The organism is Nostoc sp. (genome assembly GCF_036917435.1).
Taxonomy (GTDB): Bacteria; Cyanobacteriota; Cyanobacteriia; order Cyanobacteriales; family Nostocaceae; genus Nostoc.
Genome location: NZ_JBALDM010000027.1, coordinates 110,071 through 135,730 on the forward strand (window position 1 = coordinate 110,071; position 25,660 = coordinate 135,730).

Sequence of the window (25,660 nt, forward strand, 5' to 3'; positions counted from 1 at the left end):
ACGCCTACGCACTTTTTAACGAACCACAGAGTCGCAGAGAAAGAAGAGTAACAAGAGAGCGATCGCAGGTACAATAGATATTTTATTGCTGCTGTTGCAACCAAGCCACTAAATCAGCTTGCATTGAGAAATCTAGTAAGGCTTCGGCTAAATCCTCTAACTGAGTTAAGGATAACCCGCGCAGACGCTCTTGTAATTCAGGAGTAATTACACCAATTCGCTTTGTTAATAGACGCTGGATTATTTTCAACTCTCCTTGTTGTATCCCTGACTCCATCCAACTGGTGACGATTTGCATAACTACCTCCTGTTGAGTTGGTTCAAATTGAGCAATTTCAGTCTGGAAAATTTCTTCTTCTTGGGCATTTAGTCGCAGATAAGTATCAATAAACCCGGAAATCAATTGTATTCGCGCTGGATCTAGCTGTAAGGTAGCTAACAGGCGCAGACACTCAGATTTTACTCTGGGCCTGTCTTTTGGCGCTATGTTCATTTTAGCCATGAGCGCACTAGCTACGGGATTTTGCTGTTGCAGATATTCTCGCCAATTCAGGCGATTTAACTGGATGACATCATAGTTGAACTGCAAAACAACTTTATTGGGAAATGCTACCTGATGAAAATTTGTTTCAGCTTTTTTGGGGCTATCGTAAGAAAACAAAGCGATAGGATACACTGGCAAGGCGTATTTTTCATACAATCTAGCGAAGTAGCGATACATCCGCAAATCAAAAGCTTCTTGATAATAAGCTTGATGTTCTAGATGTACTAGAAAAAACGATTCTTGGCCTCTAAATCTTGCTTTTACTAGTAAGTCAGTTTCATATTTTTCTCCAGCAGTAACATCTGTAAATACCTCTTTGTCAATGAAGGAGATCGTATCCCGTTCCAGATAAGCTGTTATCTCTGGAAAAAATAACTCAATGAACTCCCAGAAGAAGGTTGTTAACAGTTCTTTGAATAGGCGATCGTGGTCTATCATCTCAAATTTATATCATGTTTTGATGAGCGATGCCTTCGGCGGGCTTCGCCTACGCACTTTAGAGATTTTGCAGGCGATCGCACTTTTTAACGAACCACAGAGGCGCAGAGGACACAGAGGAAGGAGAGAAGCGATGTCTTCGGCGGGCTTCGCCTACGCACAATGGAGATTTGAGGCGCGATCGCCTTTTTTACCAATATTTATTAGTGCAAATGTACTATAATCTATAAACTAACTCTAATAAGGAGAAACCACAATATGTTCGGTAATGTAAGTCCTAATTATTATTCATTAGCGCTGGCCTATCAAACGGCTCAAAATGCAGCCCAATTAACTAAAATTCAAGCAGTATGGGAAAAGGGTTTTATTCTTCCAGACTGTGATCCAAGGATCTGGCGGAAAGATCAGTTTGGAAGATTGATAAATAGATACAAGTATGGAAAGCGTCAATCTACTTATGGATGGGAAATTGACCATATAATACCAAAATCTCAAGGGGGCAGTGATCATATTTATAACTTACGCCCTCTCCAATGGTACATCAATATTGTCAGACAATAGGTTAGATTCCTCTGTTGCTCTACCCCACCTACAATAAATTTTAACTGCAACAAGGCAAACAATGGCTAAACGATCTAAGTCAGGAAGATGTGTACATTGTTTACAAAATGTGGAATATTTGACACGAGATCATATATTCTCCTTTGCTTGGTATCCAGATAATACTCCTGAAAATTTGCAAAGATGGACAATTCCATCATGCAAAAAATGCAACGAGCAATATGGCAGATTGGAAGAGGATCTACTTTTGAGACTAGGTTTGTGTATTGATCCTGAAGATGCAAAGTCAAGCGGAATTACAGATAAGGTATTACGTTCAATAGATCCAGACTATGCAAATGATAGAAGAGAAAAACGAATAAGAGAAAGAAAAAGAGAGAAGATAAAACAAGAAATAGTTAAATGGGAAGCAATTCCAGCTATAGGTTTACATCCAAATTTTCAAGTACAAAGCAATGTTTATTATCCAGAATATGTATCTATTCCAATATCAGCCGATAAGTTAGAACGTTTGTGTCATAAGATAGTTCGCGGCATAACTTATTTTGTTGATCAGACTTTTATAGAAAACAATTTTGAGATTCAATTTTTTACTGTAGATGATAAAGCTGCTCAACCCATACTAAAAAAATATCAACAATATTTGAACACATACGATCGCCCAGGTATTAAAGTAGTACGTGCTATGACAAGTGACAATCCAGATGCTGGTTTTTATGCTATAGAAATATGGGGCAGATTAAAAATGTACGCCGTAGTAAGGCCAAAGAAATTGTCATGATAAATTCTATAAATAGTTTATGCAAGATAAACACCAAAATCGAAATTTGCAAAACTCACTTTATTTGACTAAAAAACTTGCCTTAGAAGCATCACACCCCCAAAGCAAGCCAACTCTCTAAATTCTTTCTTTCCTCCGCGCCCTTGGCGACTTGGCGGTTCGCTAAAGCTGTTTCACTTCCGAAACCAACTTCGCCACCATATCCTTAGCACTACCAAAAAGCATCGTCGTTTTCTCCTTGTAGAACAACTCATTATCTACACCGGCAAAACCCGTACTCATCCCGCGCTTAATTACAATCGTCTGCTTCGCCCGATCTACTTCCAAAATCGGCATACCATAAATCGGGCTATTTTTATCACTCCGCGCCGCCGGATTTACCACGTCATTTGCCCCAATTACTAAAGCCACATCCGCTTGATCGAACTGGGGATTAATATCATCCATGTCGTACAACTGGGTATAAGGCACATTTGCCTCAGCCAGCAACACATTCATGTGTCCCGGCATTCTTCCAGCAACGGGGTGAATGGCATACTTAACATCAACACCCATTTTTTCTAACTGATCTGATAATTCCCGGACGCTATGTTGCGCTTGGGCAACTGCCATACCATAACCAGGTACAATTACCACAGAACGGGCATAACCCAACATCATCGCCCCTTCTTCAGGATCAATGCTGCGGACGGTTTGATCGGTTGCACCACCACTAGCAGCAGCACCACCAGAACTAGAACCTGTACCAAAAGCGCTGAACAGCACACTAAATAAGGAGCGGTTCATCGCCTTACACATAATTTCGGTGAGGATTAAGCCAGATGCACCCACCAAAGCCCCAGCGATGATTAACATATTGTTCATCACCACGAACCCAGCCGCCGCCGCCGCCACACCTGACAAGGAGTTCAACAGCGAGATTACCACAGGCATATCACCGCCACCAATGGGGATGACAAACATTACGCCCAACACCAAGGAAACGCCAACTACTCCCAAGAATATGGGTAAGCTATCTGGTGTGATGATTAAGTAGACACTTCCTACTACATAAGCAGCCAGAAGCGCAAGGTTAAATGGTTGCTGGAATGGAAATGTAATCGGGGAACCGCTAATTAAGCCTTGCAATTTGGCAAAGGCGAGAAAACTACCTGTGAAGGTAACACCGCCGATTAACACGTCCAACAGCATGGAAATGTTCACATCTAGGGGTATCGTCTGAGAATTATCCAATAATCGCCAGAATTCAGCAACGGCGACTAATGCCGAAGCTGCACCGCCCAAACCGTTGAGTAAACCCACCATTTGGGGCATTTCGGTCATTTGGACTTTATAGGCAACGATCGCACCAATTCCCGATCCAATAGCCAACCCCAACAATATCATCTCGTAGTTCAACACATGTTGATCTAACAATGTCGCTGCGATCGCCAGCAACATCCCCACAGCAGCTACAAGATTACCGTTTCTCGCTGTAGCCGGCGATCCCAGCTTTTTCAAGCCCAGAATGAATAACGATGCAGCGACTAAGTACGTCAGCTGAATGCCAGTTGGTAAAAAGTCGCTCACGCCTTAATCTCCTTCTTCTTGAACATTTGCAACATTCTATCTGTCACTAAAAATCCACCCACAACGTTGACTGTTGCCAATACCACAGCAATCAAACCGAGAATTACTGACACATTCGTTTCTCTCGCACCAGCAGCAACTATTGCTCCCAGTACCGAAATACCAGAAATCGCGTTTGAGCCTGACATTAAAGGCGTGTGTAAAGTCGGTGGGATTTTGTTGATGACTTCAAACCCGATAAAAGATGCCAATACAAATACAAACAAAGCAGCAAGTAATGCCTCTGTCATGAAAATCAAAACTCCTTGTGTAAGTGGGAATTGGGAATTGGGCATAGGGCATGGGGCATGGGGCATAGGGCATGGGGCATTAGTTATTTCTCCCTCATCCTCCTCATCCCCCTCATCTCCTTCATCCCTAATTAACCGCCGATTGTTGAGTACTCAAAGCTTGTAGCGCATCCCGCACTCGTTGATTGCGAATTTCACCAGCGTGGGTAACGCAAGCTGCATCAACGATGTCGTCGCTAAAGTCCACATGCAAAGCTTTGTCTTTGTTAATTAGCAGTTGCATTAACGAAGTTACGTTTTTTGCATACAATTGGCTGGCGTGAATTGGCATCGATGATGGGAGATTGATCGGGCCGATGATTGTCACCCCGTTCCACACAATATCTTTACCTGCTTGTGTACAGGCGCAGTTACCACCCTGTTCCGCAGCCAAATCCACAATCACAGAACCGGGTTTCATTTGTGCCACCATTTCTTCTGTAACTAGCCGTGGTGCTTGTCTTCCAGGAACTTGGGCGGTGGTAATTACCACATCAGAATTTTTGACGTGTTCGGCGACAACTTCTTGAGTGCGTTGTTTGCTAGCCTCAGAGATTTCCTTGGCGTAACCACCAGCAGCAACGGTTTCTTCGTCTAATTTGACTTCAACGAATTTTGCCCCTAAGCTTTGCACTTCTTCTTTAACGGCGGGACGGATATCAAAGGCTTCTACTACCGCACCCAAACGTCTGGCGGTAGCGATCGCTTGCAATCCTGCTACACCAGCGCCCATAATAAATACTTTCGCTGGTGCGATCGTTCCTGCGGCTGTTGTCAGCATTGGGAAATATTTCGGTAATGCAGCTGCCGCAATCAATACTGCCTTGTAACCTGCTAATGAAGCTTGTGAGGACAAAGCATCCATACTTTGCGCCCTAGTGGTACGGGGAATCATTTCCATACTCAAGGCTGTGACTTTCCGATTTGCTAGTTGCTGTGCTACAACAGGATTTCCCAAAGGATTGAGGAAACTGATTAATACAGCCCCTTCCTTTAACAAATCAACTTCTGAACGTCCATCTTCTCGTTCTTGTGGTGGGCTGACTTTCAGCAAAATATCTGTTTCGCCCCATAATTTAGCAGTATCGCTGATTATTGTGGCTCCTGCGGCTTCATAATCTGGATCGCTGAAAAAAGATCGCTCTCCTGCACCTGTTTCTACCCAAACTTCCAAACCTTGTTTTACCAATCGAGCAACAGTGTCAGGAATTAATGCCACACGACGTTCACAAACTTCAATTTCTTTAGCAACTGCTATTCTCATGAAATCTCCTGAAGATAAATACCTAATCTCTGCCAAGTAAGTGATTGTCTAGATAAGGGATAACCCGCACTTATAGTACTTAGGCAGCAACATCAGCCATGACTTTTACTTCTAGATTGAACCTTGAAACTTTCCTCTCCTACTCTTAGCTGTCCAGGCAAAGCCTGACTTTGCCGATCGCAGATGTCATATTTTCAGATAGTTGCAAACAGGGTTATGTATTGCACATCCTAAATTGATTCCCAAATTTTGCATCTTTATCTTCAGCTTATTTTCGGGATTAAGAAATTTTGGTATTCCTTTCTTATAGAGTAATATTGACAGAATTTTTGAAGCTTGATAATTTCCCAATCAAATTTTAATGATTACAACTTCGATTCCAACTTATTTTAATCAATCTAGCCCAACTTAACTGGCGATCGCTGATGCCACACCTCAATTTTTATAACAAAATTCTCAAATTTAGATACACTTATACATATTTAGAAATATAATCAAATCCCAAATGTGTTTCTATTTAGTTCAAAATTTGACTAACCTAGTCATCAAATCAGCATTCTATAAGGGTAATAAAGCAAATTGATTATATGTAAAATTTCTTACTAAGCAATTTTACTGTCGTTCAAACATTAAGGATAATGGCACTTTTTGTTGTTACTGAACGTCAATTGTCAGGAAGTCAGTAGTAAACTTTAGTAACGAATACTAACACACAGTTATTTTTAGATAACAGATTTATTTTTTGGTGGAGAAAGCTTAATTATGCGACGTTTCCTTTCCGCTTTAGCAGTGACTAGCTGTTTAGTGGCTGGATTTCCAGTCCTGACTTGGGGACAAAGTTTACCTGGATTTACGCTATTTAGCGGCGTAAAAGCCGAAAATCAACTACCCTTCCGGTTAGATTTTGGTGGACAAGCTAATGGTTGGGATCGATATATATTAAGGATTCCAGCGAAAAGGATGAAATTGGCAGTTGGTCAAATTGCCATTAACTACCCTAATTATTACAAAGGAACTTTTGACCAGAAAAAAATTGAAGTTAGAGTCAAAGGTAAAGCAGTTCCGCTTTCTGAGGTGAAGTGGGACAAAGAAGGCAGGCTGATTAATATTTTTCCTCAAGAGCCAGTACCAGCAGGTAGCGCAGTTGAGGTAGTCTTATCTAACGTCAAAAACCCATCCTTCGGGGGAGTCTACTACTTTAACTGTCAAGTGCTTTCCCCAGGCGATGTCCCACTATTGCGCTACATGGGAACATGGATTTTGAGCATCAATTAAAAGTGCTGAGTGCTGAGTGGGTTTAATCAATGCCCAATGCCCAATGCCCAATTCACAAAAAAAGTGATACAATTAGAGATTGTGAGTTTTTATAAAAATCACCTAAGAGGAGAACAGTATGAAAAGAACACTAGGCGGCACTAGCCGTAAGAGAAAAAGAACCTCTGGTTTTCGTGCCAGAATGCGGACACCAGATGGTAGAAACGTGATTAGAGCTAGGAGAAAAAAGGGTCGTCATCGTTTGAGCGTTTAGGGCATATTGAGCTAAAAGAGTATCTGTGCCTTTGCCTAAAGCAAATCGGCTAAAATCCCGCAAGGATTTTCAGGCAGTTTTCCGTGAAGGAATTCGGCGTAACGGCTCTTATTTAACATTGAGAGCCTTAAAGCCGTTGTGTTCAAGACAACCTTCTTTGGAAACTGCCACCAAGACTACACAAGCAATTGAGTTAATACATCTTCCCAGCACGCGGATTGGTATTTCCATAAGTACAAAAGTCAGCAAAAGGGCAGTGGTTCGTAACCGAATCAAGCGGCAAATTACTTCTGCTTTATATAATTTACTGCCCAAATTATCACCAGGATGGCGGTTAGTGTTCATTGTTAAACCCACAGCAGCAGAATCTAAGTGCGTAAGCCCACAATTTCTGCAAGAATTAGAGCAGTTGTTGGCACAAGCTGAGGTGTTCGATGGGAATTCGTGAAGATGTCTATTATGAAGGTGGCCCCCATATTGGGGATTTAATTGTCAACCTGATAGTTGGGCTAACCATTGTGGGGATACCATTAACAGTTGGGGCAATTGTCAGAGCATTGTGGCTGCGTTTTCGCATCACCGATCGCCGAGTTACCGTGATTGGAGGTTGGCAGGGGCGCGATCGCACTGACATAATTTACTCAGAAATTGTCAAAGTTGTCACAATCCCCCGTGGCATTGGCTTGTGGGGAGATATGGTGCTAACTCTAAAAAACGGCAGTCGTCTCGAATTGCGTGCAATTCCCAAGTTCAGAGAAGTCTATGACTACATTAACGAAAGAATTGCTGCGAAAAATCCCGAATATACCGTGGCTGCTAACAAGTGATGAGCAGAGGAAGCAGAGGGAGAAGAACCAATGCCCAATGCTCCATGCCCCATGCCCAATGCTCCATGCCCAATTCCCAATTTAATTGTGCGGCTATCCGTAGCGAAGGGTAGTCGCACATAATTTATGATTTAGATAAATTAGATTCAGTTTACAGTACCTCAGGTTGAATTCAGAATAATGGATTTTGGTATCGGCTTTCTCTCGAACAACGTGATGCTGCCAATCATAGATTTTTTCTATGGTATATTTCCGAGCTACGGATTAGCGATCGTTGCTTTGACATTGATAGTCCGCTTCGCGCTCTATCCCCTGAGTGCTGGCTCAATTCGTAACATGCGGAAGATGCGAATTGTACAACCTCTGATGCAGAAGCGGATGGCAGAAATTAAAGAGCGCTATAAGGATGAACCGCAAAAGCAGCAAGAGGAAATGGTCAATGTTCAAAAAGAATTTGGCAACCCCTTAGCAGGCTGTTTTCCATTATTAGTACAAATGCCGGTCTTATTAGCGCTGTTTGCCACTTTGCGGGGTTCGCCTTTTGCAGGTGCAAACTACAGCGTTAACTTGCAAATCCTTCCCTCAGAACAAATCGAGCAAATTCAACCGCAAGCCTTTGCCACTGCTGCTCAAAATATTTATGTTGCTGATGGCGAACACGTTAAAGTAGCTGCAATCCTTCCCAGTGGTAGCAAACTGGCCGTTGGAGAACATACTAAAATTCAATATCAGACTGTTGAGGGTAAACCATTTCAGGTACTTTTAGCGGAACATCCAGAAAATAAGCTAACTCCTGATTGGAAAATCACCAAAGGCGAAGAACGGATAAAAATTGATGCTGAGGGCAATGTAGAAGCCTTGCAACCGGGAGATGTTAGCATTCAAGGAACAATCCCCGGATTAGCAGCAGAAAAAGGCTTTTTATTCATTGATGCTTTAGGCAGGGTTGGCGCTCAAGATCCAGATGGTACAATCCACTGGGATATTGTCGCCATGATTGTCTTCTTTGGAATCAGCCTTTATGTTAGCCAAATGCTATCGGGGCAAAATTCCAGTGGTGGCAATCCGCAGCAGGATACAGTTAACAAAATCACTCCAGTTATCTTTTCTGGAATGTTTTTGTTCTTCCCCCTACCAGCCGGGGTGTTGATGTATATGGTGATTGGTAATATTTTCCAAACTGCACAAACTTATCTTCTTTCCCGCGAACCTCTACCAGAAGAACTACAAAAAATCGTAGAAACTCAGGAGAAAGAAGCAGTAGTAACAGAACAAAAAACATTGCCATTTGAACCGAAAAGTTCTAAGAAAAAGGCCACAGGGGGATCATGAGCAACATTTCGATGCAGCGAGGTCAGCAGTGGTTAAAAACCCTGCTGGAACTCACTGGAGTACCTGCTGAGATTCAGGGTAATTTAGAAACTCCCCAGTCTCAAGACAGCGATTCCCCAGAACCAGATAATTACTGGTTGACAATCGATCAAACTAATCTGACAACAGAACAAATCCAGGTATTAATTGGTACTGATGGTTCCGTGCTAGATGCGATTCAGTATCTAGCAAATTCGGTTCTTAATCTGAGCCAACCACCAGAGGAACAAGCCTCTTACACCATTGAATTGAATGGCTACCGGGTCAAAAGAGAAGCCGAAATTCGCGCATTAGCAGAAGCAGCAGCCGATGAAGTGCGCTTTTCTGGTAGAGAAGTGGAAATCAAATCGCTTAGTTCTGCTGAAAGGCGACAAATCCATACCTTCTTGAAGGAATTTGGAGATTTGGAAACCTTCAGTCGCGGCAAAGAGCCGCATCGCCATCTGGTTGTGCAACCAGTTTCTTTAGAAGAAGAGAGACGCGATTAATCGCGTCTGTACAAGGGTGAGGAGAGACGCGATTAATCGCGTCTGTACAAGGGTTAATTGAAAGCTCAATATAATTTCAAAATTTCTCTTGTTCCTAAAAGCTAAAATAAAGATGTAGTATCAGTATTATTGCTGATAATGACCATTCATTTTCGTGAGGATATCTCACAAATCCTATGGACGCAATTTATATTCCGCAGCTAACCAAAGCCCCGGAGCGGACAGAGGAAGTTCAAGTTGAGGAATTTCTGCCTGGTCTGGAAACGTTGACACCAGTTCGCGGTCATGTGCGTGTGCAGCATCATGGCAGTTACCTGGAAGTATCTGCTCAGGCGGAAACAATTATTACTTGTAGCTGCAACCGATGTTTACAGCAATACAATCGCCGCTTAGGACTTGATACGAAAGAAATCATCTGGTTAGACGAAATTGCAAATCAAGTAAATGACTTGCCCCTAGAAAGGGAAGTAGTTATGGAAGAGTTGCTTGAAACTCTGCCACCCGATGGTTATTTTTATCCTAACGAATGGTTGTATGAGCAGATGTGTTTAGCAGTACCTCAGCGTCAATTGTGCGATCGCAATTGTCCAGGTATTCCTGTAAGTAGTACTGTTGATAGTTCTGATAGTTCTGAAACTCTAGTCGATAACCGTTGGGCTTCTCTGGAAGCTTTGAAAAAGCAACTTCCAGGATAGTAATTTGATAATTCCGTCAGACTTCAGTCTGCACCTACACTAACTAAGCCTGTCTATACAGGCTTATTAATCCATTGCTTTGATTTGTTGATTAGCTTCATTCTGTGCCTTCATCATCGCCTGCTTTAATGGTTGCTGTCCCAACAAGGCGCTGACAAACTGGTTATCAAAGTTATTGACCATCGCACTTGAATATTTACCCACCTGCCAAGGTGTAGCATAATCCACTCCTGCCACTAATAGCGATCGCAGTGAATCTTGGTCATAACCCAAATTCTTTGCCACTGATTTACGTGTTGGCAAAACAAACCCTGTTCCTGTCCACTTCTGCATCCCTTCTTTACCCGTGAGATAAGAAATCAACTCCCAAGCTTCGGCTTTGTGCTTGAGCTTCTAGGGCATCGAGATAAAAGACATCGGGTGCTGCTTCCCCAACTAAACGAGTTTTGATGACATCCATGTATTGGTCAGAAATTACCTCATATTTGACCTTAATAGTTGGATGCTTTGTCTCAAAGTTTTGCAATACCTGTCTCAAAAGTTTTTGCTCAACAGGAGAACCTCCCCAGCCACTGAGTTTGATGCTGATTGGGTTAGAGGATAAGGGTTTGCTTGGTAATTGTAGGCTTTGACAAGCAATGATCGCGATCGCTATCATCAATCCTAAAAAATGAAACAACCTTTTTTTAATCACTTGTACCTTCTGTTATTAAGGAGTGATACAGCGTATTGCCAGTAAATGAAGTACACGGGTAGGGGCACAACATGTTGTGCCCCTACGATGATCTGTACCTCACCAAGTTGCAATCTGCTGTATTTACTTATCTAAAATTTTTGTTGAAAATTGCAAGCTAGAATAACGAAAACTTATAGCGGTTCTCAGTTGAGTAGGTACTGAACCTCACCCCCAACCCCCTCCCTGCAAGCGATGAGGGGGCTATGATGTACCTCATCTGATTAGGAAACGCTATATTAAGAATGCTAATAAAAGCATACTAAGTTTTTCGACAACCGGATTTGTATCAGGATGCTTTACTGATAAACATACATTATGGATTTTGTTCAGGTTGAAACAACTGCGCCACTGATGAAAATTTCCCAGATTTCTTCACCAGCAACAGCAATTTATCCAACCTCTCGAATTCCCAAGGATGCGATTCGCACAAGTTTAAAAGCCTCCACTGCGGATTCTGTCTTAGCAGCAGTTTACTCTCTTGGAACTGGCGGGATTTTACTCAGCAACTTCTTGGTGGAATTGGGTGCTAGTCCCGTGGTATTTGGGATGCTGTCTTCTATCCCCATGTTGGTTAATCTTATTCAGCCGTTGGGTGCTTACTTGTCTGAACGCAGCACCAGCCGTTTTCAATATTCTCTTCGTACACACGGAATTGAACGACTCTTATGGCTGGTTCTAGTAATTGGTATTGTAGGCGTAAGCTTGGGAGTGATTAATACTCACCACTTAGTGATATTGACACTCTTGATTGTCCTATTCAGCAATCTTTTGGGAGGACTAGGAACCGCATCGTGGCTAAGTTGGGTAGCAATGATAGTTCCCCGGCGATTGCGAGGCAGATATTTTGGGACACGCAATAGTGCTGCTAACCTCACCAATTTGATTTGCGTACCAATGGCTGGTTTAGCTGTATCACATTGGTATGGCGGAACTCTACAAGGCTATGGGATAGTTTTGTTAATAAGCATCGTGCTTGGAATTGCGGGATTGGGATGTCAGTATTTCCAAGTGGATATGAATCCGTGTTTGCAAAATACATATTGTGGCAAGTTACTTCAAACAAGTGAGATTCAGCCAGAGGTTGCAAAAGATGAAGCTTCTGAAGTACTTCAATCAATTTGTCCGCCACAAGGCCAGTTAACTAGTAGCATCTGGAAAAACTCTAACTTTTTGAGATTTTTATTGTATTTCAGCTTTTGGAATCTTGCTGTTAATCTCAGCGCTCCTTTTTTCAACCTCTACATGCTGGACACGCTGGATTTAGATGTAAGTTATGTGACTATCTACAACAGTCTTCAGGCGGCGGCAACTTTGCTAATGCTGATTCTATGGGGAAAATTAGCAGACAAGATAGGTAATCGTCCCATCCTCATCTGTATTGGAATTTTGGTTGCAGCTACACCAGTGCTATGGCTGGGGATTGGTGCTAATCGCCTTGATGTCTGGTTGTGGCTACCTCTGTTACACATCTTGGCTGGAGGTACTTGGGCGGCGATTGATTTGTGCAGCAACAATATACAATTAGCGATCGCACCAACTCAAAATCAGTCTATCTATTTTGCGACAGCAGCTGCCGTTGCTGGAGCAAGTGGTGCTTTAGGTGCAACCATAGGCAGCTTCATCGTCCAATTCGCTCAATTTGGAGGCTTACTAGGGTTGTTTGCCCTCTCTAGCCTATTTCGACTAGTAGCACTTGTTCCACTAGTTTTTGTCAAAGAGCCGGGAAGGTGAGGGAGTGGGGAGTGGGGAGATGAGGGAGATGAGGGAGATGAGGGAGATGAGGGAGTAGGGGAAGCAGGGGAAGAAAGAACTAATACTCAATGCCCTATGCCCCATGCCCCATGCCCCATGCCCCATGCCCCATGCCCCATGCCCAATATTCTATTCTGCGGCGGTAGAAGTCAAAGACATTGTTTCCCACAAAACCATGTGAGGTGGTGTTAGTACGGGCTGGTGTAGAGCAATCAGTTGGGTTAAGGTATTCTTTAATTGGGTACGGGGTACGATATCGTCAACAAAACCATGCAGGAGCAAATCTTCAGCAGTCTGAAAATTTTCGGGCAGTTTTTCTCGTAAGGTTTGCTCAATCACTCGCCGACCGGCAAAACCAATTGTTGCTTTGGGTTCTGCCAAAATAATATCGCCTAACATTGCAAAACTTGCAGTAACGCCGCCTGTTGTGGGATTGGTCAAAACGGGAATATATAATAGTCGCGCGTCTCTATGACGCTGTAAGGCTGCGGAGATTTTCGCCATCTGCATCAACGAAAGCATTCCTTCTTGCATTCTCGCGCCGCCAGAGGTGCAAACGATCACTACAGGATATCGCCGTTGAGTAGCTTGCTCAATCATCCGGGTGAGTTTTTCTCCCACAACCGAACCCATACTACCACCCATAAAGCGGAAATCCATAACTCCAAGGGCAATGGGCAAACTATTAATTTGACCTAAACCAGTGTGAACTGCGTCTATTAAGCCAATTTTATCTTGTGTTTCCCGCAAGCGATCGCTGTAGAGTTTGCGATCGCGAAATCCTAACGGATCGGTTGGACGCAAATGCTCGTCTAGAGGCTTCCAGGTATTATTATCTATCAATTGACGGATGCGCTCATCGCTATCTACCCGATTATGATGACCACATTCGATACAAACCATCTGATTGGCTTTCAGGTCTTTTGTGTATGCCAACACACCACACTTAGAACATTTATGCCACAGACCATCAGCAATTTCACGCTCTTGGCGTTCGAGGCTGGTAGATCCTGATTTCCGTCGATTTGCAAACCAATCAAATAGAGACTTTAAACCACGCGATTCTTCGTTGTTAGCCATTTTTTATTTTATTTTAAGTGGGTATGAGGTCGAAAACATATCAAACCGTATTGGGTTGTTTTTAGTCATGAGTCATTTGTCTTTGCTTAATGACTAATTACTACATCGTCAAACTACGCTTTTAAGCAATTCAGACCTTAATTATCATCTTTGGTTGCCAGCTTAACGAAAATACTTATACCAATACAAGTCTCCTGCTCTTTTTTCCAGCAGACTTAATTATATTGACGTACTGACAAAGCCATGAGAATACTAACCTCCAAATAAGATGTTCTCCCTCTCCCACCCAAATCAATGATTCGTATTGCTAGGTTATGACCGATGGGCATCTGTTGCACTAGTTATGTTTACCAACGGTTAATCGTCGTCAAGAGGGTAATACAAGTCACAAGCAGAATATTATCAAAATATGAAGGGACGATGGGGTAATGTTGGTTACAGTCACAAATTATAAATATTTCTTATGAAAGGTTATTAGAAATTGGGCATTGGGCATTGGGCATTGGGCATTGGTTATTTCCTTGTCTCATCTCCCTACTCCCTACTCCCTACTCCAATTCAAGAGGGTAAAAAAAATAACCGCAGGTAGCTAGACAAAATGGCTTCGCCGCTAAAGAGGGTAATCAGAGATCCTAACGCGAGAAAAGGCCCAAAAGGCATTTTTTGTCCTAGCCTTTGTCTTGATGTCTCTTGACTGGTAGTTTTGCGTCTACGCATAATAACAGCACTACCAATTAAAGCTCCCAGCGCACAGGCAATAAAACTAGCTAACAGCAAATATTTCCAGCCTAACCAGGCTCCCATCATGGCTGCTAACTTGGCATCACCTGCGCCCATTGCAGTTTTCCTAAAGGCAATTGAACCCAATAGGGCGATCGCATCAAATAGCCATAAGCCGATTACTGCACCGACTATCGCCATCATAAGGTGATTTACCAATGCGACAAAACTTCCTTCTGGTAGATAACCAACGGCCATTTGGAATAAAATTCCTACCACTAAACCCGACTGAGTAAGTGGATTAGGTAAGGTCATTGTATCCAGATCGATAAGCGATAGTGCCAATAACCAACTACAAAAAGCCCAATAGCCTATTGTGAAAGTCGAAACTTGAAATACTAAAAAAATCAGTAAAAAAATTATGCCCGTCACCCCTTCTACTATGGGATAACGGACAGAAATTTTGCTTTTGCAATATCTACACCGCCCTTTTAATGAAATCCAGCCGAAAACTGGTACATTATCGTAGGCTTTTAGCTGATTTAAGCATTTAGGACAACGAGAAGGCGGCCAAAGAATTGACAACCCAGCAGGTAGCCGATAAACAATAACGTTGAGAAAACTACCAATAGATGCACCCAAAGCAAAGACTATTACACTCGCTGGAATAGCGAACAAAATGTCCATACAGTCAATTGTCCTTTGTCATTAGTCCTGTGTCATTTGTCGTTTATCTTTTGTCTTTTGTCATTAGTCCTTTGTCGAGAACTAATGACTAATGACCAATGACTAATGACCAATGACCAATGACTAATAGATATGTGATTCAATTTGACTTAAGGGTACAAAACACTCTTGAGGTAAAAGAACTGGTTGGTTAGTAAAAATAACCTTACCTCGATGATTAACACGATTAATTGCTACACCGGAAGGTTGCCCAGCGATTTCGGGATGAACTTCACAGTGAGTATAGTATATCTGCCCAGCAGCTCTGATTACAGCAGGATCAATCAAAGGCGATTGGTTCTTTGGGGCGGTAAAATTTACTTGTGCTTGTCGTAATGCGTACACTATCGACTGTTATTTGATTGCTAGATTTCACTTTAGTCTACCCGAAACTTATAACAAAGGTTGCCAAATTGCCTAAGTTGACCCACAAAATTATTTTTGTTTAGTAGCCTTAATGAGTGATTCTCCCATAGCGCGGCAACCAAGGAGGTTTTTTCCTGGAGAAATTATATCCCCGGTGCGATCGCCTTGTTCTAAAACTTGCAATACGGCTTGTTCGATATGATCTGCTGCTTTCGGTTGGTCTAAGGCGTAGCGTAGCATCATCGCTGCACTCAACACCTGTGCTAGAGGATTTGCTTTATCAAGTCCGGCAATATCTGGGGCCGAACCATGAACTGGTTCAAACACACCAGGCCCGGAAGCACCCAAGCTAGCTGAGGGTAACATCCCAATACTACCGGTAAGCATGGCAGCAGCATCAGAGAGAATATCGCCAAACAAATTGCCTGTAACAATGGTGTCGAACTGCTTAGGAGCGCGTACTAACTGCATAGCAGCATTATCTACATATAAATGAGAGAGTTCGATGTCTGGATATTCTTGTGAAAGTTGGGTGATGCGATCGCGCCACAACTGAGATACTTCTAATACGTTCGCCTTATCCACCGAACAAAGTTTTCCACCGCGTTTTCTAGCTGCCTCAAAGGCCACCCTCCCAATGCGTTCAATTTCTGACTCTGTGTAAACCATTGTATTTACACCGCGTTTTTCACCGGTTTCTGTGGCAAAAATCCCTTTAGGCTTACCAAAGTAAATCCCACCAGTGAGTTCGCGCACCACCATAATATCTACACCTTCCACAATTTCGCGTTTCAAACTTGAGGCATCAATTAGCTGGGGCAAAATTTTTGCTGGGCGTAAATTGGCAAATAATCCTAAACCTGCGCGTAGCCCTAACAAACCTGCTTCTGGACGTAAATTAGATGGCAGAGAATCCCACTTATAGCCACCAATTGCTGCGAGTAAGACAGCATCACTGTTACGACAAGCTTCTAGAGTGACAGATGGTAAGGGTTCTCCTGTAGCATCAATTGCTGCACCACCGATGAGGGCTTCTTGGAATTCAAACTTCAGATCGAATTGCTCCCCTACGACTTTCAGCACATCTACCGCCACTGCCATAATTTCAGGGCCAATGCCATCGCCGGGGAGTAGAGTAATGCGGTAGTTCTGGGTCATAGCTGGTTATTACTGAGTAAATGCTTGCAAATTAAATATCATACCTTTGACAATTACACCTTAGAACGGTCAGTCAAAATTTCATAACCAGTCTCTGTCACCAAAACTGTATGCTCAAACTGAGCGGACAAAGAATTATCCACAGTGACTGCTGTCCAACGATCAGATAATGTCCGGGTATGTCTAGAACCCGCATTTAAAATTGGCTCAATTGCTAGCGTCATTCCCGCACGGAGTTTAACATTTGGCATCTCGCGGGTACGGTAGTTGAATACTGAAGGTTCTTCGTGTAGATTACGTCCGACACCATGTCCAGTGAATTCTTCGACTATACTAAAACCGTTAGCTTTCACATGGTCTTCAATTGCTCCAGCTAAGTCAAGCAGGTATACACCAGCTTTTACTTGTTCGATGCCCTTAAATAAAGCTTCTTCTGCTACGCGAATTAATTTAGCAGCTTCTTCTGTCACTTCACCGACAGCAATTGAAATGCAAGAATCACCATGAAAGCCTTGGTAATAAGCGCCCGTGTCTACTTTTAAGACATCCCCCACGCGAATTACTTTCTTGGGGCTAGGAATGCCATGCACTGCTTCATTATTAATGCTGGAGCAGATAGAACCCGGAAAACCGTGATATCCTTTAAAACTCGGTGTTGCTCCCATTTCGCGGATACGTTTTTCTGCGTGAGCATCCAAATCAGCCGTTGTCATTCCTGGCTTTACTAGCTCGGAAATCTCTTTAAGGACAGTTGCCACAATTGCTGATGATTGTCGCATGATTTCAATTTCACGCGACGATTTAATTTCAATTCCTCGTCCCTTTTTTTTTGATGTTGTAGGCAGAGTTGTTTGAGAAAGTAAGTTACTGAAAATGTTCATAGGAAATGAATAATTACTGGTGGCTTTGCCGATGAAGTATGAATGCTTTCTCTAGATTACTTGAGAAATAATATCTATAATTTAAGTTATTTCAATCCCCGATTGGGATTCTCGCTGTTGAGTCGCTAATGTATACAGAATAACATATTCACATACTTGTGATTTTTTAGACTTCAAGCAAAATCGCCCTAACTTATTTTTTGACGATTTAGCTCAATTATCTTTAATAGAAACATTAGACGGCTATTAAATACTGAGTCGAATAATTTTTAATTCTTGATGGCAATTTCTCCAATCATTCCTGCTTCCGTATGTCCCGCTATTGGACAACGTAAGCTATAAGTACCAGATTTCAAGGGTACAAATACCCATTCTGCCTCAGCACCTGGTTTGAGTTCGAGTTCGTGAATGGCTCCTTTAATTTCTACTTTGCCTGCTTGGACTTTTTGTGTCCAGATGCCATCGGCAAAGTCTTTAGCAGTAAAATAGTGCTTCAGTTGGCTGGGATTGGTAAGCCGGAGTTGATAGCGTTTGCCAGCCTCGAATTCTAGATGATTTGGCTCAAATTTGAGTTCGTTAGCTGAATTACCCAAGCTAATTGTAATTTCTGTCGCTGGTTGCTTGAGTAAATCACGAGACAAATTTGCCGCCATTGCTGGAGTTGCAGCGATGAAATTTAAGCTTAATAATAACGTTAATATTACGTAGCTTAGAGGTAATATTTGCAGCCTAAAAGTATTTGAGAAAGTAATAGATGTAATTACAATTTGGTATAAATGGTTGTAAATTTTCATTGTTAGTTTTCAAAAGGCAATGCTGATGAACAGGAACAATTAATAGGTAAGCGTAATTAAATATAAGATCAAACCTCACCCTCAACCCCTCTCCTTAGTAAGGCTAGGTGTACACACAAGTTATCGAATCACTACCAGTTATCGAATTACCCCACCCTAACCCTCCCCTTGCAAAGGGGAGGGAACTAGATTTTCTTGTTTCCCCCCTTTCCAAGGGGGGATTAAGGGGGGTAAAACCTGGATCTGAATATAGTAACTCCGATTTGTATGTACACCGTAGCCTTAGTAAGGAGAGGGAAGCCGGAGGCGGGGTGAGGTTTGATATTTAATTTGACACACTTACTTAGCGGGAAAAACGGCTTTACCTATTATTTATATTATCCATGCCCAGCGCTCATCTCTACCTAATGCTTTTTTCTGCTAACAGAGATGGCCCAGCAGTAACGACTACGATTTGATCTGGATGAAGTAATTCACGAGCCGCTTGATTAACTTGCTCAAAGGTGACTTTCTGGATTTTGTCAGTAAAGGTGTGCAATTCTACTTTATCTAAGCCGTATACCTCATTCATCAGAATTCTATCTGTTAGTTCTTCTGGGTTTGCCAAGGAAACGTTGTAATGGCTGATGAGGGTGCGTTTAGCTGTCTCTACTTCGTGTGAAGTGACACCTTGTTGATGAATTTGCTGTAGTATTTGACGGGTACTAGCGATCGCTTGATTAGTATCTTCTGGACTAGTTTGCATTTCTATCAAAAATGTGCCTGCATTCTTCCCGGCTTGGAAGTAGCTATAAATTCCATAGCTCAAGCCTTGGCGATCGCGCACTTCTGCACCCAGTCTACTAGATAAGGTGTCGCCTCCCAAAATCTGGTTTAATACTAAGGCTGCATGAAACCGAGGATCGTACCGCTTAATGCCTGTGAAACCCATATATGTCACAGCTTGGGCTTTACCTGGTAAAACTGGGTTGACACTCACTATTTTCTGCGGCATTGATACCGGAGGATATTTCAATGTGGGTGCTTTACCGCTAACTTCCCAATTACCAAAATCATTTTGAATGAGCGATCGCACTTTGTCTAGATCAAAATCTCCCACAAGTGCCAACACTGTGGTGTCTGGGCGATAATGTTTAGCTTTGAAATCAATCACATCTTGGCGGTGAATCTGCTGTAAACTTTCCTCTGTGGGAAAAGTGTGTAAGGGATGTTTTTTCGGATAAATTGACTGCACAAATATTCTTTTGGCTACTTCTGATGGCTCATCTAATTCCTGTTGCAAATCAGTTAAAGTTTGTTGGCGATGCAATTCCAATTCTTGTGCAGGAAAGGTACTATTTTTAACAACATCTGCCAATATCTCCAGAATTATTGGCAAATCCCCTGCTAAACTATCACCCTCGATATGCACACCTTCACGATGAACTTCAAAGTTTAGACTCGCCCCTCGTTCTGCCAAGATTTTGGCAATAGTTAAAACATCTTTACTCTTAGTACCATTTAGCAAGTTATCTGCTACAAAAGCAGCCAATCCCGCTCGATTATCTGGATCAAATTCTGTCCCGCCTTGAATGTAGCCGCTTAGAGTAACGGTGGGAGTACTATTATCAGGTAACAGTAATATCCGCAGCCCGTTGGTAAGTTTATATTCCTGTGGTAAAACTTGAGCAATCGCATCTGTGGCCAAATCTACAGGCGGTAAGTATTTCATCACCTCAGAAGGAAGCACAGGCACGCCAGGAGAGAAATTTTCTGTAGTTTGGGCTGAGTCTGGTTTGTCACCAACCCGTGTTATCTGCTTTTGGGTTGGCTCAAAAAAGCCTACTATCCGAGCTTCTTTTGTGAGGTATTTGTTAATCACAGCTACAACATCCGTCGGTTTCACCAAACGAACAGCAGCCAAATAGCGGTCTGTGTAGCGATAATCACCAACCGTTGTCTCATCATTACCCAATCGCATTGCTTGAGAGGTGATATCACGATTACTTAAAATTACATCTGCTGTTAATTGGGTTTTGGCTCGTTCTACTTCCTCAGTTGTCACGCCTTTTTCTGCTACATTAGCGATCGCATGACTCAACACTGAATCAATTTTTTTCAAATCTTTTTTAGATCCAGCCGTCACTAACACTTCATACCAGCCAGATTCTCGCAAACTGGCGACAGATGCTGTAACTTCACTAGCTAAACCTGATTCTACCAATGCCTGATAAAGTCTAGAATTACGTCCCTCTGTAAAAATGTAATCCATCACATCCAGCGCCGGTACATCTGGTTGATTCGCATCTGGTAGCGGATACACAACTTGTAACAGTCGTCCTGCTCCGGGTTCTCGCAATACTATGGGAGTGGGGAGTGGGGAGTGGGGAGTGGGAAGTGAGGGAGAAATAACTCCTGCCTCCTGCCCCCTGCCTCCTGCCTCCTGCCTCTTTGGTAGTTTGCCAAATACTTCTTTAATTGTTTCGAGGGTATTGGCAGTTTGAAAATCTCCAACAATTACTAAGACGGCATTATCGGGAGTGTAGAAATTACGGTAATATTTTTGTACTTGCTCAACTTCAAATTTCTCGACATCAGCTTTAGTTCCACCTACAGGCAACCCATAAGCATGATTAGGAAACACCGCCTGCATGACGGCGCGGTTGAGGCGATATTCTGGACTATTTTCGTAACCTTGTAATTCCGAAATTACTACTCGCTTTTCACTCGCTAGTTGTTCTGGCTCAATCTGGGAATTTTGCATTCTGTCTGCTTCCAGCACTAAGAGCGCTTTTAGCTTGTTACGTTCCACAGTACCGTAATATGCAGTTTGGTCATAGCTGGTAAAAGCATTGGAATCACTACCTAAAGCACTAAACAAACGGCCAAATTGAATCGGACGGTTTAGAGTACCTTTAAACATCAGGTGTTCCAACTGGTGGGCAATGCCATTTACGCCTGGTTCTTCGTTACGTGAGCCAACCTTGTACCACACCTGCACCGTCACCACTGGCGCAGTATGCACTTCCTTTGTTAGGACAGTTAGACCATTTTCCAGCACTGTCTTACGGACATTTTCTGTCAGGGTTGAGGGCATTATTCTTTTTACTAGCAAGGTTAATTAGTATTTTTCTTTATTAAATATGGCTGGATGTTGGCTATGAGCAGTTTGATCGCTCAATACAAAAACGCTACTAGCCATAAGCTTAAAATTAGTAACGGCAAGGAATATCTATAAAATCCATACATGTACTTAGCAAATATATCTGTAAATTAAGTTACATAATTATTTTGGTGAGCGATCGCAGTTTAATCTGGCAAAAAAATCTTTTACTTCGGCAACAATACAGAAAGACAATATATTAGCATTGAAGCTAATACAAAAGCTAAATTATGGCAGTTTTGCCAACACCCGAATGAATTCTAGAGGTAAGCCATCGGTATCGGCGATGAAAGCTACTTCGTAAATGCGATCGCCTATTTGCTGTTGTGTCGGTTCTAAAAGTATCTTCAAGGGTTGCAATTCTTCGGTTTGACTCTCAGTAGCCAGCAATACACGTTTTTGTAAACTTGTCAACCAAGTAGGTAAATCTGGTGTAATTTCAGTTAAATCGAACGAGAGATGATAGTACCCCACATAATGCTCGTCAGTAAAGGCATCTGGGGCTGGCTTTGGTTCAGGAATTTGGATCAGTTCAATTCTTCCCCCCAATCCTTCCATCCAGCAAGCTAACGTGTAGCCTGTAGTAAAGCGTTCCGAGATTGTAAACCCTAAATGCTCGTAGAAAGCGATCGCTCGATGAATATTCGCAGTCCGAATAGAAGCGTGGTGCATAAGAAAGTAGTGCTGAGTGCTGTTAGCCATAGCGGGGCGTTTAGCCCGTAACGATTGCCGAGTAAGAGTTTACACTTAAATTCTCAGAATGAAAAACTTTTTAATTGAGTGTAATTACTACTTTTCCTCCCTCAGCACTCAGCACTAGACTATTACTCAAACAACCTGAAATAGGGGTAGCGTACAGGGACACCAGGTTCTTTTTCCAGGTCAAAATTAATTACTTCCCAACAGGGATCTTCTGAGGTATCCGGGCTAAACTCAACAGGTAAGCCATATAGTCGAGCAGCTGTAACTTCTGGTTGTCCAGAACGCCAAGGTGTGCTGCGTTCTAGATAGCCACTCATCAATTCCTGATAGCGTTGAGCAATAATCACTTTTGTTGCTCGATAGCCTTGGGTATAGAGCTTATCTAATGCTTCGTGAATTTCAAACCGAATACCATCGGGATGAGTATGCTGCCTATACCATTCATTATTCCATCTCCGCCAATGACGGCCCGATTGCAAATGAACTAACTCTCCATTATCAGGATTAGCTTCAAAAGCGCCATGACGCGGACACAAATAGGTATCTGTTAATGTCAGCGCCGGAATAGTCTGGCGACAATGGGGACACTGTATTTCCGGCCCAAACATCGGGTACTGAAAGCCTGGATTCATCATGAAGTGCATACAAACATAATTTTGCCTTCGCCAGCACTAGTGCATTGGATTATACACTTAGGCTCCACCACTTTGGATTACTTGCTCATTGCCACATAGAAACGGAGTTGCAGCAAGAACATTTTTTACGAGTGTTTTCCTCCGCGTAGAGGCTTGACTGTGTGATATTCTGGTGGTGCAACCAGCCTCAACGGTTGGAGTTTCTCCAGTGTTCCTGTGTACCATATTCATATTCTATCGTGTCTACAGCTTCTTACTGGACATCTCCTGATTTTTCTCAAGCTGCCTTCATCGCAGCTAATGCTGTTGTTATGGGTTCGGTAAATATAGCAGCAGGGGTAAGCATTTGGTATGGAGCAGTAGTGAGGGCAGATGTAGAACGGATTGAAATTGGTGAATACACAAATATTCAAGATGGTGCAATTCTACATGGCGATCCTGGTTTTCCAACAATTTTAGAAGATCATGTTACTGTAGGTCATCGCGCTGTGATACATTCCGCTTACATTGAGCGTGGAAGTTTGATTGGCATTGGCGCGGTGATTTTAGATGGGGTACGAGTGGGTGCTGGTAGCATTATCGGCGCTGGCGCTGTCGTAACTAAAAATATACCGCCTTTGTCACTAGTTGTAGGTATTCCAGGCAAAGTGTTACGACAATTAACAGAGGCTGAAGCCGCAGAACTAATTGAACACGCTAAACGTTACCAAAAGTTAGCTTTAGTTCATGCTGGCAAAGGTACTGATCTCGGCTTTAGCAAGGCTTAGGGAGTGGGGAGTGGGGAGGATGAGGGAGATGAGGGAGATATGAAGCAAAACCAATTCCCAATGCTCAATGCCTAGTTCCCAATGCCCCATAATTTAAAGATTCTTTACATATAGTTTGGGAAAAATTGACCACTTCAGCTAAAAATAAAAATGAGGGCAGTTGACAAAACTTTAATTTCTACTTAAAAGAGGGGTTCTAGATATGGATATCGATTACCGTATAGCGATCGTTTTAGCACCAGTTGCCATTGCCGCTAGCTGGGCAGTGTTTAATATCGGCGCTGCGGCTTTAAGACAAATTCAAGGCTTTTTGGATAGAGAAGCTTAAATTCAATAATGGGGCATGGGGCATTGGGCATGGGGCATGGGGCATTGGGTATTCCCTCATCCCCCTCGTCTCCCTCATCTCCCTCATCCCCCTCATCCCCACTCTCTTTTCACTTTGGATATTGATTCTGTAATACAACCTCTTCAACGCTTTGGTGTCCATCTGGGACTCGATCGCATTATCAACTTATTGGCAAATCTCGGTAATCCTCATCAGCAAGTCCCAGTAATTCACGTTGCTGGCACTAATGGTAAAGGTTCAGTCTGTGCCTATCTTTCCTCGGTACTCACTGAGGCTGGTTATCGTACAGGACGCTACACTTCACCGCATTTAGTCGAGTGGACAGAACGTATTTGTTTGAATGAACAGGCGATTTCCTCAGAGGAATTGAGCCAATTATTAGAAAAAGTCCAAGGATTGATTCGCCCTGATGACGAATCGGCAACTCAGTTTGAAGTAATTACGGCGGCTGCTTGGTTATATTTTTCCCAGCAGCAAGTAGATGTAGCTGTGGTAGAAGTCGGACTAGGAGGGCGCTTAGATGCAACCAATGTCTGCTTAGAACCTTTGGTTACTATCATCACTTCTATTAGCCGGGAACATTGGCAGCAACTCGGCCCCACCGTCGCGGATATTGCTAGAGAAAAAGCAGGTATTCTCAAACCTGGATGCCCTGTTGTAGTTGGGCAATTACCATCGGATGCAGAAGAAGTTGTGCGATCGCGTGCTTTAGAATTAGAATGCCCGATTTTTACGCCTCAACCCGCCCGTCAAATCGCTACAGGATGGGCAGCTTATGAAACATTTCAAAATTCTCAATTAATTAAATATCCTTTGCCATTAGCGGGACAAATTCAATTAGCAAATTCAGCTTTGGCAATAGCAGCTTTAGAAATTCTCCAACAACAAGGTTGGCAGATTTCTGAAGAAGCCATAATTAAGGGCATGGCAAAAACTCAATGGCCAGGGCGGATGCAATGGGCTACCTGGAATAACCATAAAATATTACTTGATGGCGCTCATAATACAGCTGCTGCCCAAGTTCTTCGCCAGTATGTCGATAGCTTAGATGCAGCTAACTCCAAGCCCGTCACTTGGGTTATGGGAATGTTTGCTGATAAGGATCATGCTGATATTTTTGCCGCCCTGTTGCGTCCTGGCGATCGCCTTTTTCTAGTCCCAATACCAGTAGAATCTTGGCCAGGTAGAACTTCCGCCGATCTCGACTCCTTAACAAGCCTAGCTTACACCCTCTGTCCCAAATTAAGCGATCGCCAAATCCATCCAGATTTATTCACAGCACTAAAAGCCGCAACTTCAACCACAGACGATTTAATCGTTTTATGTGGTTCCCTTTATCTGGTAGGCGATTTTTTACAAATGGGGAATAGGGAATAGGGAATAGGGAATAGGGAATAGGGAATAGGGAATAGGGAATAGGGAATAGGGAATAGGGAATAGGGAATAGGGAATAGGGA

The 25,660-nt window shown here is 42.8% G+C and carries 27 protein-coding genes and 1 pseudogene; 14 read left to right on the forward strand and 14 right to left on the reverse strand.

The genetic code is table 11. The annotated features are described in order from the left end of the window. Window positions 1-82: 82 nt before the first annotated feature. Window positions 83-982, reverse strand: a complete 900-nt coding sequence (locus V7K98_RS11290; RefSeq protein WP_335021715.1) for a DUF4351 domain-containing protein — start codon at window positions 980-982, stop codon at window positions 83-85. A 22-nt stretch (window positions 983-1,004) separates the two neighbouring features. Between V7K98_RS11290 and V7K98_RS11295 the strand changes: the two genes are divergently transcribed. The 3 genes from V7K98_RS11295 to V7K98_RS11305 all read left to right on the forward strand — a co-directional run bounded on the left by V7K98_RS11295 (window position 1,005) and on the right by V7K98_RS11305 (window position 2,324). Beyond that, window positions 1,005-1,205 carry a hypothetical protein gene (locus V7K98_RS11295; protein ID WP_335021717.1) on the forward strand — a complete coding sequence of 67 codons (201 nt, stop codon included), beginning with the start codon at window positions 1,005-1,007 and terminating at the stop codon, window positions 1,203-1,205. Between the two features lie 35 nt (window positions 1,206-1,240). Then, a complete protein-coding gene (locus V7K98_RS11300) occupies window positions 1,241-1,543 on the forward strand; it encodes an HNH endonuclease (RefSeq protein ID WP_335021719.1) in 303 nt (100 codons plus the stop codon). Window positions 1,544-1,604: 61 nt separating this feature from the next. Further along, window positions 1,605-2,324 (forward strand): HNH endonuclease, encoded by a 720-nt coding sequence (locus V7K98_RS11305; protein ID WP_335021721.1) that lies wholly within the window; start codon window positions 1,605-1,607, stop codon window positions 2,322-2,324. A 162-nt stretch (window positions 2,325-2,486) separates the two neighbouring features. Here V7K98_RS11305 and V7K98_RS11310 read toward each other — a convergent pair whose 3' ends face one another. The 3 genes from V7K98_RS11310 to V7K98_RS11320 form a co-directional block, all read right to left on the reverse strand. After that, entirely contained in the window at window positions 2,487-3,893 is a 1,407-nt protein-coding gene (locus V7K98_RS11310) for an NAD(P)(+) transhydrogenase (Re/Si-specific) subunit beta (RefSeq protein ID WP_335021723.1), read from the reverse strand. Beyond that, window positions 3,890-4,183, reverse strand: a complete 294-nt coding sequence (locus tag V7K98_RS11315; RefSeq protein WP_179066403.1) for an NAD(P) transhydrogenase subunit alpha — start codon at window positions 4,181-4,183, stop codon at window positions 3,890-3,892. Before V7K98_RS11315 ends, V7K98_RS11310 begins: the two co-directional genes overlap by 4 nt. Window positions 4,184-4,310: 127 nt before the next feature. Then, a complete protein-coding gene (locus V7K98_RS11320) occupies window positions 4,311-5,486 on the reverse strand; it encodes a Re/Si-specific NAD(P)(+) transhydrogenase subunit alpha (protein WP_335021725.1) in 1,176 nt (391 codons plus the stop codon). 762 nt (window positions 5,487-6,248) lie between these two features. Here V7K98_RS11320 and V7K98_RS11325 point away from each other — a divergent pair. From V7K98_RS11325 to V7K98_RS11355, 7 genes are all read left to right on the forward strand, one after another. After that, window positions 6,249-6,761 (forward strand): DUF2808 domain-containing protein, encoded by a 513-nt coding sequence (locus tag V7K98_RS11325; protein WP_335021727.1) that lies wholly within the window; start codon window positions 6,249-6,251, stop codon window positions 6,759-6,761. Window positions 6,762-6,879: 118 nt separating this feature from the next. Continuing rightward, window positions 6,880-7,014: a 50S ribosomal protein L34 gene (gene rpmH, locus V7K98_RS11330; protein WP_012408291.1), complete on the forward strand. Its 135-nt coding sequence runs from the start codon at window positions 6,880-6,882 to the stop codon at window positions 7,012-7,014. A 25-nt stretch (window positions 7,015-7,039) separates the two neighbouring features. Further along, window positions 7,040-7,462, forward strand: a complete 423-nt coding sequence (rnpA, locus tag V7K98_RS11335; protein WP_335021729.1) for a ribonuclease P protein component — start codon at window positions 7,040-7,042, stop codon at window positions 7,460-7,462. After that, window positions 7,449-7,841, forward strand: a complete 393-nt coding sequence (locus tag V7K98_RS11340) for a PH domain-containing protein (RefSeq protein ID WP_335021731.1) — start codon at window positions 7,449-7,451, stop codon at window positions 7,839-7,841. Before rnpA ends, V7K98_RS11340 begins: the two co-directional genes overlap by 14 nt. A gap of 180 nt (window positions 7,842-8,021) precedes the next feature. Then, window positions 8,022-9,173, forward strand: a complete 1,152-nt coding sequence (yidC, locus tag V7K98_RS11345) for a membrane protein insertase YidC (protein ID WP_335021733.1) — start codon at window positions 8,022-8,024, stop codon at window positions 9,171-9,173. After that, a complete protein-coding gene (locus V7K98_RS11350) occupies window positions 9,170-9,700 on the forward strand; it encodes a Jag family protein (protein ID WP_335021735.1) in 531 nt (176 codons plus the stop codon). The genes yidC and V7K98_RS11350 overlap by 4 nt, the downstream gene beginning before the upstream one ends. A gap of 176 nt (window positions 9,701-9,876) precedes the next feature. Then, entirely contained in the window at window positions 9,877-10,395 is a 519-nt protein-coding gene (locus tag V7K98_RS11355; RefSeq protein WP_335021736.1) for a YceD family protein, read from the forward strand. Window positions 10,396-10,461: 66 nt separating this feature from the next. Here the strand turns inward: V7K98_RS11355 and V7K98_RS11360 are convergent. After that, window positions 10,462-11,053: pseudogene (locus V7K98_RS11360) on the reverse strand (hypothetical protein). A 393-nt stretch (window positions 11,054-11,446) separates the two neighbouring features. On the opposite strand from V7K98_RS11360, the gene V7K98_RS11365 reads away from it, so the two are divergent. Further along, entirely contained in the window at window positions 11,447-12,862 is a 1,416-nt protein-coding gene (locus tag V7K98_RS11365) for an MFS transporter (RefSeq protein WP_335021738.1), read from the forward strand. 150 nt (window positions 12,863-13,012) lie between these two features. Here V7K98_RS11365 and accD read toward each other — a convergent pair whose 3' ends face one another. The 9 genes from accD to V7K98_RS11410 form a co-directional block, all read right to left on the reverse strand. Further along, window positions 13,013-13,963 (reverse strand): acetyl-CoA carboxylase, carboxyltransferase subunit beta, encoded by a 951-nt coding sequence (gene accD, locus V7K98_RS11370; protein ID WP_335021740.1) that lies wholly within the window; start codon window positions 13,961-13,963, stop codon window positions 13,013-13,015. Between the two features lie 558 nt (window positions 13,964-14,521). After that, on the reverse strand, window positions 14,522-15,370 hold the full coding sequence (locus V7K98_RS11375) for a prepilin peptidase (protein WP_335021742.1): 849 nt from the start codon (window positions 15,368-15,370) through the stop codon (window positions 14,522-14,524). 123 nt (window positions 15,371-15,493) lie between these two features. Further along, on the reverse strand, window positions 15,494-15,754 hold the full coding sequence (locus tag V7K98_RS11380; RefSeq protein ID WP_335021743.1) for a hypothetical protein: 261 nt from the start codon (window positions 15,752-15,754) through the stop codon (window positions 15,494-15,496). 90 nt (window positions 15,755-15,844) lie between these two features. Continuing rightward, window positions 15,845-16,933, reverse strand: coding sequence for a 3-isopropylmalate dehydrogenase (gene leuB / locus V7K98_RS11385; RefSeq protein ID WP_335021745.1), 1,089 nt, complete (start codon window positions 16,931-16,933; stop codon window positions 15,845-15,847). A gap of 53 nt (window positions 16,934-16,986) precedes the next feature. After that, a complete protein-coding gene (map, locus tag V7K98_RS11390; protein WP_335021747.1) occupies window positions 16,987-17,814 on the reverse strand; it encodes a type I methionyl aminopeptidase in 828 nt (275 codons plus the stop codon). A gap of 269 nt (window positions 17,815-18,083) precedes the next feature. After that, the gene (locus tag V7K98_RS11395; protein WP_335021749.1) at window positions 18,084-18,608 is read right to left on the reverse strand and encodes a cupredoxin domain-containing protein; all 525 of its coding nucleotides are present in this window, start codon (window positions 18,606-18,608) and stop codon (window positions 18,084-18,086) included. A gap of 400 nt (window positions 18,609-19,008) precedes the next feature. Beyond that, window positions 19,009-21,684, reverse strand: coding sequence for a M16 family metallopeptidase (locus tag V7K98_RS11400; RefSeq protein ID WP_442940411.1), 2,676 nt, complete (start codon window positions 21,682-21,684; stop codon window positions 19,009-19,011). A gap of 294 nt (window positions 21,685-21,978) precedes the next feature. After that, window positions 21,979-22,422 (reverse strand): VOC family protein, encoded by a 444-nt coding sequence (locus V7K98_RS11405; protein ID WP_335021763.1) that lies wholly within the window; start codon window positions 22,420-22,422, stop codon window positions 21,979-21,981. A gap of 152 nt (window positions 22,423-22,574) precedes the next feature. Then, window positions 22,575-23,087 (reverse strand): TIGR02652 family protein, encoded by a 513-nt coding sequence (locus V7K98_RS11410; protein WP_335021751.1) that lies wholly within the window; start codon window positions 23,085-23,087, stop codon window positions 22,575-22,577. Between the two features lie 239 nt (window positions 23,088-23,326). Between V7K98_RS11410 and V7K98_RS11415 the strand changes: the two genes are divergently transcribed. The 3 genes from V7K98_RS11415 (at window position 23,327) to V7K98_RS11425 (ending at window position 25,580) form a co-directional block, all read left to right on the forward strand. Then, window positions 23,327-23,854, forward strand: coding sequence for a gamma carbonic anhydrase family protein (locus tag V7K98_RS11415; protein ID WP_335021753.1), 528 nt, complete (start codon window positions 23,327-23,329; stop codon window positions 23,852-23,854). Window positions 23,855-24,056: 202 nt separating this feature from the next. Further along, window positions 24,057-24,182, forward strand: coding sequence for a photosystem II protein Y (locus V7K98_RS11420; protein WP_069072075.1), 126 nt, complete (start codon window positions 24,057-24,059; stop codon window positions 24,180-24,182). 114 nt (window positions 24,183-24,296) lie between these two features. Continuing rightward, window positions 24,297-25,580, forward strand: coding sequence for a bifunctional folylpolyglutamate synthase/dihydrofolate synthase (locus V7K98_RS11425; RefSeq protein WP_335021765.1), 1,284 nt, complete (start codon window positions 24,297-24,299; stop codon window positions 25,578-25,580). The last annotated feature ends 80 nt before the right edge of the window (window positions 25,581-25,660 follow it).